The 5,104-nt window shown below is 35.2% G+C and carries 5 protein-coding genes; all 5 read left to right on the forward strand.

Going from position 1 to position 5,104, the window contains the following annotated elements:
- Positions 1-444 precede the first annotated feature (444 nt).
- Positions 445-1,662, forward strand: coding sequence for a coenzyme F420 hydrogenase subunit alpha (gene frhA / locus ACKI32_RS02310; RefSeq protein WP_407413080.1), 1,218 nt, complete (start codon positions 445-447; stop codon positions 1,660-1,662).
- Between the two features lie 27 nt (positions 1,663-1,689).
- Complete coding sequence (gene frhD / locus ACKI32_RS02315) at positions 1,690-2,163, forward strand: coenzyme F420-reducing hydrogenase, FrhD protein (protein WP_407413082.1); 474 nt, start codon at positions 1,690-1,692, stop codon at positions 2,161-2,163.
- Positions 2,164-2,175: 12 nt separating this feature from the next.
- Positions 2,176-3,120, forward strand: a complete 945-nt coding sequence (gene frhG, locus ACKI32_RS02320) for a coenzyme F420 hydrogenase subunit gamma (RefSeq protein ID WP_407413084.1) — start codon at positions 2,176-2,178, stop codon at positions 3,118-3,120.
- An 11-nt stretch (positions 3,121-3,131) separates the two neighbouring features.
- The gene (gene frhB / locus ACKI32_RS02325) at positions 3,132-3,977 is read left to right on the forward strand and encodes a coenzyme F420 hydrogenase subunit beta (protein ID WP_407413086.1); all 846 of its coding nucleotides are present in this window, start codon (positions 3,132-3,134) and stop codon (positions 3,975-3,977) included.
- Positions 3,978-4,241: 264 nt separating this feature from the next.
- Positions 4,242-5,104, forward strand: an 863-nt coding sequence (locus ACKI32_RS02330; RefSeq protein ID WP_407413088.1) for a hypothetical protein, incomplete at its 3' end; no start/stop codon positions are given.

Genomic DNA, 5,104 nt, shown 5'->3' on the forward strand with positions numbered 1-5,104 from the left:
GCACTATATTTTTTCATAAAATTTTCATAAAATTTTCATACATTTTTTATAATTTTTTTCATTAAATTTTTCAATAAAAAATCTTATATTTTCATGCAAAATTTTCAATCTATTTTTTGCTAAAAAGTAATACTTTTTATATAAAAATTCATAAAAATTTAAAAAATTTATCATCATGAATTTGTCATGATTAATCATTTTTATTTTTTAGCTTAACCTAATTAATTGATTTTATATCCTGCCTATGAGCTTGTTTTTTTAACTTTTTAAGAATTCTTAACGAATTTTTGATTTTTTACATGAATTTAGGCAAACCTAACAAATAAAAGTATTTAAATGTTTCTTTTTGATTTTAAAAGGTTAATTTATATTAAATTAGTATTAAATATTAATAATGTTAGTTTCTAACTTTTAAAATTTTAAATAAAATAAGAGGTGACACATTTGAGCGATAAAATAGTTATATCCCCAACATCTCGTCAAGAAGGTCATGCGGAATTAGTCATGGAAATTGACGATGAAGGGATCGTTACCAAAGGTAGATACTTCAGTATCACACCTGTCAGAGGCTTAGAGAAAATGGTTACAGGTAAAGCACCTGAGACTGCACCAGTTCTTTGTCAAAGAATCTGTGGGGTATGTCCAGTACCTCATACAATGGCATCTGTTGAAGCAATGGATGATTCTTTAGGCATTGAAATTCCAAAAGCAGCTGCATTGTTAAGAGAATTAACAATCGCATCTTCTAACTTAAACAGTCACGCAATTCACCATTTCTTAGTTGCTCCTGACTTTGTACCTGAAGATCTTTTCAAAACTGCAGTAGACAGTGTTGGAACTATCAGAAAAACAGCACAATATGTTGTTGATATGGTAGCTGGTGAAGGTATCCACCCATCTGATATCAGAATCGGTGGTATGGCAAGAAACTTATCTGAACTTGCACGTAAAAAATTATACACCAGAATGAAAGCATTAGTTCCTGTAGTAGACAACCACGTTGAATTAATGACCAACTTAATCCTCGAAAAGGACATTCCTGAAGGATTAGGTGCTATCACTGCTCCTGTATTTGCAAGTGACGTCATTTACGGTAAAAGAGAATTTTTCGATCTTGACAGATTCACTGAAATTGTACCTGAATTATGGTATGATGACCCAGAAATCGGTAAAAGATGTTGTACTACTGTACCATTATACGATGGTTTAGCAGTAGAAACCGGACCAAGAGCAAGATTAGACAAATTCCAAGGTTATAAAGAAAAAGGTGTTGTAGCTCAACACTTAGCTAGAGCTCGTGAAATGAAAACTTACCTTTCCAGAGCTATTGCTATCTTAGATGAATTAGACACTGCTGCTAATACCCTCGCAGATTTCGACCCAAGAGGAACCAACAAATTAGGTATCGGTGTAGTAGAAGCTCCTAGAGGAACTGATATTCACATGGCACAAGTAAAAGACGGAAAAACCGCTTTCTACAGTGCATTAGTACCAACTACTTGGAACATCCCAACTATGGGTCCTGCAACTGAAGGATTCCATCACGAATGGGGACCTCACGTAATCAGAGCTTACGACCCATGTTTATCTTGTGCAACTCACGTTATGGTAGTTGACGACGAAGATGGATCAGTTGTTAAAAACGAAATGGTGAGAATTTAATTTTAAAAGTTTTAATAGAGGAATTTTATGCCATATGACGCAGGAAAATTAGTTGTTGGATGCGGAAACGTATTGTTTAAAGATGATGGTTTCGGTCCAATGGTTATCCATGCTTTAGAGGATTATTTCAAAGAAAATAATATGGAAATGCCGGAAGACACTCAGTTCATTGACGCAGGAACCGGAGCAACTCATTTCATTTTTTCCATGCCTGATGACAATTGGAAAAAAGTAATTGTAGTTGATGTAGTTGAATGGAATGCAGAACCAGGAACCCTTAAAATTTTCAGTCCTTACGATATGCCTAAAGGCAAATATGAGAATGCTCATACTTGGCCTGTTGAAGAGCCACTTCATGATTTGGTGGACATGGGCATAGAAGTAGTGATTGTTGGATGCAAACCGGCGGAAATAACTGCACCTGATGTAGATATGGGATTAACCGAACCTGTTGAAAAGGCAATTCCAAAAGCTATTGAAATGATATTAAATGAACTTTAAAGGGGTTTAGCAATGCTTGATGGATTAAAAAATAAATTAAGAAAATTTTTAGGCCTTGAAGCTAAACCGGACGCAGAAGATGATGAAGCAAAAGCTAAATTAAAACAAGATATTAAAAGCGAAGTAGAAGCTCAATCAAAGCCGGCTGAAGATGCTAAAAAAGCGGCTGATGCAGCAGCTGAAGAAGAGGCTAAAAAACAAGCAGAATCATCTGAGCAAATAAGTAAAGAATCTTCAACACAGGAGGTTGAAAAAGTGGCTGACAAACCAAAAATAGGATATATTCACATGAGTGGTTGTACTGGAGACGGTATGTCATTAACTGAAAACTATGACATTCTCTCAACCTTACTCACTGATATGGTGGACATTGTTTACGGAACAACTTTAGTAGATTTATGGGAAATGCCTGAAATGGATTTAGCATTAGTCGAAGGGTCTGTCTGTTTACAAGATGAACATAGTATTAAAGAACTTATGGAAGTAAGAGAAAAATCAGGATTAGTTTGCGCATTTGGATCTTGTGCTATGACTGGTTGTTTCACCCGTTACGCACGTGGTGGACAATTAGCTCAACCAAAACATGAATCATTTGTACCAATTTCTGACTTAATTAAAGTAGATTGTGCTATTCCAGGATGCCCAGCATCCCCTGAAATTATTGCAAAAGTAGTAGTTGCATTAATTAACGGTGACATGGATTACTTACAACCTATGTTAGACATGGCAGCATGCAACTTAGCATGTGGTTGTGACTTACAAACCAACGTTGTAAGCAAAGCATTATGTTGTGGTTGTGGAACTTGTGTATTAGCATGTCCAACCAGAGCTCTTGAAATGGTAGAAGGTAGACCATCCCACAATAAAAACAGATGTATTAAATGTGGTGCATGTAGTGTACACTGTCCAAGAACCTGGTTCCCTGCTGAGCAAATTAAAAAAGACTTAGGATTATAGGAGGAAGTAAAATGGCATTCGGTACATATAAAGAAGTAGTATCTGCAAGAGCTACTGACAAAGCAATCCAAAAAGTCGCACAAGATGGTGGAATCGTAAGCGCATTATTATGCTACGCTTTAGAAGAAAACATCATTGAAGGAGCTATTGTTGCTGGAGATACTGAAGACGCATGGAAACCTGAACCAACTATTGCAATGACTCCAGAAGAAATCATTGCAGCAGCAGGTACCAAATACACCTTCTCTCCAAACGCAATCAGACTCAAAGAAGCTGTAAGACAATACGGTCTTGAAAAAATCGGAACTGTAGGAACTCCTTGTCAAATTATGGGACTCAGAAAAATGCAATCCTACCCATTTGCTACCAGATTTGTAGCAGATAAACTCGCATTAATCATCGGTATTTTCTGTATGGAAAACTTCCCAAGAGACTCATTAAGAACCTTCGTAGAAGGTAAAATGCACTCTTCCTTAGACAATGTTAACAAAATGGACATTGGTAAAGGAAAATTCTGGATTACCGATCCTGAAAAAGAATCTGGACTTGCATTAAAAGAAACCCACGGATACGAACAAGCAGGATGTAACATCTGTCTCGACTATGTTGCAGAATTAGCTGATGTATCAACCGGTTCTGTAGGTTCCCCAGATGGCTGGTCCACTGTATTCACTAGAACTGACAACGGAGCAGACATCTTTACCGCAGCTGTAGAAGCTGGAGTAATCGAAACCAAACCAATGGATGATGTAAAACCTGGTTTAGAATTACTCGAGAAATTAGCTAACGGTAAGAAAGACAAAGGTCAAAAAGAAATCGAAAGAAGAGTCAACATGGGACTTCCAAGTCCTTTCTAAACTCTTTCTTTTCTTTTTTCTTTTTATCTTTTTTTTAGGCAATTTTTAATTGTTCGTATTTTTATTAACTATTTTTTCTGTTCTTTGCTTTTTTAATTATTATAAATATCTGTTTTTCATTCTATTTTTCAAATCAATTTCCTTAAATCAATTTCTTAAAAAGATTATCAAATAATTAATATATAATAAAATAAAAAAATTAATCTATAATATAAATTTTATTTGCAAAAAACTAAATTCAATTTAAAATCATTTGGTGGAATTATGAAAAAATTAAGTAAGATTTGCATATTGTCAATCATAATAATCTTTTTAAGCATTTCATTTACAAGTGCATCTACTGTAGATAGTGACAATATTCAAACTTCTGTTGATGATGTGGATATCCAGGAAATTTCAATTGACGAGGTTTCCTCGGATGAGGAAAAGGATGATCTCTCAGCAGTTTCTTATTCTAACCAAATGGCTGATGAAGATGGTAAGGATGAACTCATTGCTGATGAGAATATTGCTCAAAATGATTTTCTATCAGCAAGCTCAAGTGGAAATGTGCATAAGGTAAGCCCTTCCAACTATACAAAATATTTCAAAAACGGCTATGTGAATACCTCAATTGTCAAGTCAGGAGACATCATTGACTTGTCTGGAAACTTCAATAAAGTGAATTTTACTTTTACAATCCCTTGTTCAATCACAAGCAGTCTAAAGAACGCTTACCTAACCAATTGTGTAGTGAAATACGAGAATGTGAACTCCTCAATCTATTCAAATGTTTCCAATTTAAAATTTACAGTAAACCTTGAGAAGCATCCTTGCATATACGTTGTTTCCTCAAGCCATGTAAACATCTTCAAATGCAATGCCTATTCCACTGGTGCAAACAGTAATCCGACCCTTTTGGTAGGCTCCACCTATTGCAATATACATGACAATGTTTTTGAAACTACATTCACTGGCTATATGAACATGTCCTGGAAGCGTGCTGGAATCCTCCTTGGAGAGTCACATTACAATAACATCTATTCCAATGATGTGACCATAAAGGATTCAAATGGAATATACCTGACAACTTATGGGTTTGAAAAGTGCAATTACAACAATATTTACAACAATACCATAAGATCCTC

Origin of the sequence: Methanobrevibacter sp. (genome assembly GCF_045611865.1) — an archaeon.
Taxonomy (GTDB): Archaea; Methanobacteriota; Methanobacteria; order Methanobacteriales; family Methanobacteriaceae; genus Methanocatella.

Coding starts and splice junctions, on each gene's coding strand:
- frhD (WP_407413082.1), top strand. CDS start 1,690: ATGCCATATGACGCAGGAAAATTAGTTGTTGGATGCGGAAACGTATTG.
- frhG (WP_407413084.1), top strand. CDS start 2,176: ATGCTTGATGGATTAAAAAATAAATTAAGAAAATTTTTAGGCCTTGAA.
- frhB (WP_407413086.1), top strand. CDS start 3,132: ATGGCATTCGGTACATATAAAGAAGTAGTATCTGCAAGAGCTACTGAC.